This window comes from Anaerorhabdus sp., from assembly GCF_036657415.1.
In the GTDB taxonomy this organism is placed as follows: Bacteria; Bacillota_I; Bacilli_A; order Erysipelotrichales; family Erysipelotrichaceae; genus Anaerorhabdus.
This window is the reverse complement of sequence record NZ_JAVXGL010000120.1, coordinates 1-4,305: the sequence shown is the minus strand read 5'-3', so window position 1 is coordinate 4,305 and position 4,305 is coordinate 1. Positions and strand designations below refer to the sequence as shown.

The window sequence follows — 4,305 nt, the reverse complement described above, 5'->3', positions numbered from 1 at the left end:
CCATTTATGAGTGAAGATGAATTCGTAAGGACAAAAAATCTAGTTTTTAAGTATTTCGAAAGTGAAAAAGATTATCGTGGATATAATGAAAAATTTGGGTGGATTCATGCAATAGCACATTGTGCTGATGCATTAGATGAAATAGTTTTAACTTCATTGTGTACGCATGAAGATTGTCAAACGATATTGAACTTAGGCGCTAAAGTATTTACAAATTCTGATTTTATTTTTAATCATGAAGAAGATGAACGTTTTGTATCGGTAATCATATCAATGAGGGAAAAAGAGTTAATTAGTTTAGAAGAACTTGAGATATGGAAAGAATCTTTAGTTTTTGATGAAAACTTTAATGAATATTCTTCATTTATTAGTCGTATGAATGGTAAACAATTATGGAGAAGTTTATATTTTAAAAATAAATAGGTGGTAATGTTTATGGATAGACACTATATTGAAAGTCTACGTTTAAATGAAATTAATGAAGATTCCTATATTAAAGATTTGCCAGTTATTCAAAATTTAATGCAAGGCAATGATTTAAATTTAAATCACGATGTCATTTTTTTAGTGGGTGAAAATGGAGTAGGCAAATCAACACTGATTGAAGCAATTGCAATTAATGCTGGTTTTAATCCTGAAGGTGGATCAAAGAATTTTAATTTTGAAACAAGAGATACAACATCTAATTTACATCAATACATTACTCTTTCTAAAGGTGCTTATGAAAAAGATGGTTTTTTTCTTGCGAGCAGAAAGTTTTTATAATGTTGCTTCTGAAATTGATGAATATTATAAAGATGAATTTAATGCGAAAGTATCCACTAGTTTTGGTGATGTTTCATTGCATAATCAATCTCACGGTGAAAGTTTTCTATCCCTTGTACAAAATCGATTTTGGGGTAATGGTTTATACATATTAGATGAACAAGAAGCTGCTTTATCACCATCAAGACAATTAACTTTACTAGCTGAAATGCATATGCTAGTTAAAAATAATTCGCAATTTATCATTTCAACGCATTCACCAATCTTATTATCATATCCAAATGCACGTATCTATCAAATTACGGAAGAGGGTATTGAGGCTATAGAATATAGTGATTGTGAACATGTAATGTTGACAAAGCAATTCCTTAATAATCCAGAAAGTTTCTTCCAATATTTATTTGAGGAAAAATAGAAATTAAATAATATTCTAATTTGAGGAGGTTAAGATGAATCAATTTTCGAAAGAAGAATTAAAAATGGCTCAAAACGCAATACAATCTACCATCCGAAAGAGCGAAAAAGTGATTCAGACACTTTCTATAAAAGAATCTTCTAAACCAGCACAAATTAAAAGGGTAGAAGAACGCTTACATGTCTTCTATACCGCTGATTCATTATTAATGATTGCATTGGATGAAAAACCAATTGTAGAAGTAACAAAAACGGATTTAGAAAATTTGAAACGTATTCTACCACCAATAAAAAAACAAATTGAAGATATGCTATATAAATTCAGTAATGGAACTTCACAACATACTTTAGCAATACGCAGAATTAAGGCGTTTGAAATTGTTTTAGAGTTAGCAAAATAAAAAGCGGAATATCCGCTTAATCTATTTTTATTGAAAATTGATTAGAATGAATGATTTCACCTTGGAAGTAAGATGTGATTTCATCTTTTTTTATGGTCAATGGAACACGATTATGAATTTTTGACAATGTTGGATTTGCCTCTTCAGTGATGATGGCGAATTCATTTTTATTGTTGTAGCAAGCTGCCATAATAATGAGATGATTTGATGTAGAAAATAAATATCGTTGTTTTGTATCTTGATCCCATTCATAATATCCTGATGCAATGACAAGGCATGGTTTATAGTGACGAGCAATGCCATTCTCATTTCGTAAATTAATGACACGTTTTTTATTTATTGTTAATCCCCAAGACATTACTTGAGGAATTAATTTATTGTTTTCGTCATTAAGAAATACAACAGTCTTATCTGTGGGACGTATTTCATCAAAATGAATTTGTTGAAAAACTTCAAAAGGAAGTTGATTTTGATAATATTTCTTAATATTGTTTATAAATGTATTATCAGTATTTGAAAATAAATAACGACCACACACTATAATCACCTCTTCTCAATAAACCATTTATCATGATCATGAAATAAGTATCGACATTCTTGGTCGAATAAGCAAGTATAACGCATTCCAGATCCCCCTGATTTTAATGATGCAGCAGGACAACATTGTAGGACGCGATCAATCTTGTATTTTATACCATTATCCCACACAACATAAAGGGGAAGAATTTGACCGTTTGTATCATGTTCACAAATAACTTTAACATAGCATTGTTTCATAAAAATTCTCCTTACTTAAAATAACTTTCTGGAAAGATAACATGATCCGACTTTGGATCAAGACGATTTAAATCATTATCTTGAAGTACACATCCACGTTGAACAGCATAGTGACCAAAACGATTACGTATTTCATCAATAGCTACTTCTAGTTGTTTCATTGAACAATCTTTATTTTTTTCAAAAAAAGAGCTTTGTTGAATAGGCGGGTTTTCTGTGAAATTTGATAAACGAACACCAAGACCACGAATGGACTTATGAAAACTATAATTTTTTTCAAATAGAAGTAATGCATATTCCAAGACATAATCGGTACAGTCGGATTGAAGAGGTAATGTCATTTGACGAGTAATTGTATGAAGTGAAGAATTCCGAATAGAGATAGTCACAGTTTTTCCATACAAGCCTTGTTCACGTATTCGTGCACAAACACTTTCTATTAGAATAATAAATACAATCTTAACTTCCTCTAAAGTGGTTAAGTCTTTTGGGCAAGTTGTACTATTACCAATTGATTTCATTGGTGACAGAGTATTTGTGATTGCAACTTCACTTGTTTCAATACCATTAGCAAAACTATAAAGTATTTCACCAACTTTTCCAAAAATCCGTTTTAGTTGTTCTAGTGGAGTGGTGGATAATTCACCAATTGTATAAATACCATACATTTTTAATTTCTTTTCATTAGAACGTCCAACAAACAAAAGCTGTGAAACCGGCAAAGGGAAAACCTTTTTTTCTTTTTCGTTTGGATATAATGTACAAAAATCATCAATGTCAGCTAAATCAGAAGCAAGTTTTGCATACACCTTGTTGTAACTGATACCAATGGATACAGTTAATCCAAGTTCAAACTTGATAGTTTCTTTAATCTCTACCGCAAGTTCTTCGACAGATTTATAAAGGTAATGACAATCGCTGATATCAATCCAAGATTCATCAATTCCAAAAGATTCAACGCGATTACTGTAGCGTTCGTATATTTTTTGAACACTTTTAGCATAGCGAAGGTATAGTGGGAAGTTTGCTTTAATACAAATAAGATTTGGACATTTTTGCTTAGCTTGCCAAATGGGTTCACCGGTTTTAACACCTTTAATTTTAGCGTACTTATTTTTGGTCAAAATAATACCGTGTCTTTCTTCAATATCACCACATACCGCAAGTGGAACATGACGATACTCAGGGTGATAAAGCATTTCAACAGAAGCATAAAAACAATTTAAATCAGAATGAAGTATAATTCGACTCATGGAAATCACCCATCTCTATTTTACTTGAAAAATAATCAAGTTCAAGTGAAACTTGAATTTTTTTCAAATAAGAATTGAATTTCATAGAAAAGATAGATAAAATAAAGATGGTGATAATATGAACTTTAGAGAAAATTTAAGAACGCTTCGAAAAATAAACAAAACTTCACAAGATGAACTTGCACGTTTTTTAGGCTATAAATCATTCACAACGATTCAAAAATGGGAGGATGGAACATCAATTCCACCGATGCCAATCATTCAAAAGATTGCATCATTCTTTTCGATTCCACTAGAAGATATGATTAATAGAAACTTATCTAAAGAGGTTATTGAAATGAAACCAGTTCCAATTTTGGGTACTGTTAAAACAGGATTAGGTTTGTTTGCGGAAGAAAATATTTTAGGATATGAATATGTGGCAGAAAATGAAGCGTTAAAAGAATACTTCTATTTGAATGTTATTGGTGATTCAATGAAGAATGTACGAATTATAGAGGGCGATTGTGTATGTATAAGACGCCAAGATTCTGTAGAAAACGGTGAGATTGCAGTAGTATTACTTGAAAACAACGAAGTAACACTTAAACGTGTGTTTTTTAAAGAAAATAAAATGATCCTCCAACCAGAAAATGAAAATTATAATCCAATGATATTTACGCAAGAGGATATTGAAGAAAAGGGAATCAAGATTC

General features: G+C 30.8%; 8 protein-coding genes. 5 read left to right on the top strand and 3 right to left on the bottom strand.

Annotated features, from left to right (window positions below):
- The 4 genes from RSB60_RS11035 to RSB60_RS11020 all read left to right on the top strand — a co-directional run.
- Positions 1 to 423, top strand: a 423-nt coding sequence (locus RSB60_RS11035) for a DUF2785 domain-containing protein (RefSeq protein WP_332616356.1), incomplete at its 5' end; no start/stop codon positions are given.
- 12 nt (positions 424 to 435) lie between these two features.
- A complete protein-coding gene (locus RSB60_RS11030; protein WP_332616354.1) occupies positions 436 to 765 on the top strand; it encodes an AAA family ATPase in 330 nt (109 codons plus the stop codon).
- The gene (locus tag RSB60_RS11025; RefSeq protein ID WP_332616352.1) at positions 722 to 1,180 is read left to right on the top strand and encodes an AAA family ATPase; all 459 of its coding nucleotides are present in this window, start codon (positions 722 to 724) and stop codon (positions 1,178 to 1,180) included. The genes RSB60_RS11030 and RSB60_RS11025 overlap by 44 nt, the downstream gene beginning before the upstream one ends.
- A 34-nt stretch (positions 1,181 to 1,214) precedes the next feature.
- Positions 1,215 to 1,580, top strand: coding sequence for a hypothetical protein (locus tag RSB60_RS11020; RefSeq protein WP_323380554.1), 366 nt, complete (start codon positions 1,215 to 1,217; stop codon positions 1,578 to 1,580).
- 16 nt (positions 1,581 to 1,596) lie between these two features.
- Here the strand turns inward: RSB60_RS11020 and RSB60_RS11015 are convergent, their stop codons facing one another.
- From RSB60_RS11015 to RSB60_RS11005, 3 genes are read right to left on the bottom strand one after another with little or no spacing between them, the layout of a single operon-like run.
- Entirely contained in the window at positions 1,597 to 2,118 is a 522-nt protein-coding gene (locus tag RSB60_RS11015) for an SOS response-associated peptidase family protein (protein WP_332491187.1), read from the bottom strand.
- Between the two features lie 5 nt (positions 2,119 to 2,123).
- Positions 2,124 to 2,357, bottom strand: coding sequence for a hypothetical protein (locus tag RSB60_RS11010; RefSeq protein ID WP_323380552.1), 234 nt, complete (start codon positions 2,355 to 2,357; stop codon positions 2,124 to 2,126).
- An 11-nt stretch (positions 2,358 to 2,368) separates the two neighbouring features.
- Positions 2,369 to 3,610 carry a DNA polymerase Y family protein gene (locus RSB60_RS11005; protein ID WP_332616349.1) on the bottom strand — a complete coding sequence of 414 codons (1,242 nt, stop codon included), beginning with the start codon at positions 3,608 to 3,610 and terminating at the stop codon, positions 2,369 to 2,371.
- Between the two features lie 118 nt (positions 3,611 to 3,728).
- On the opposite strand from RSB60_RS11005, the gene RSB60_RS11000 reads away from it, so the two are divergent.
- Positions 3,729 to 4,305 (top strand): LexA family protein (locus RSB60_RS11000; RefSeq protein WP_332616347.1); only part of this gene is annotated, 577 nt, incomplete at its 3' end.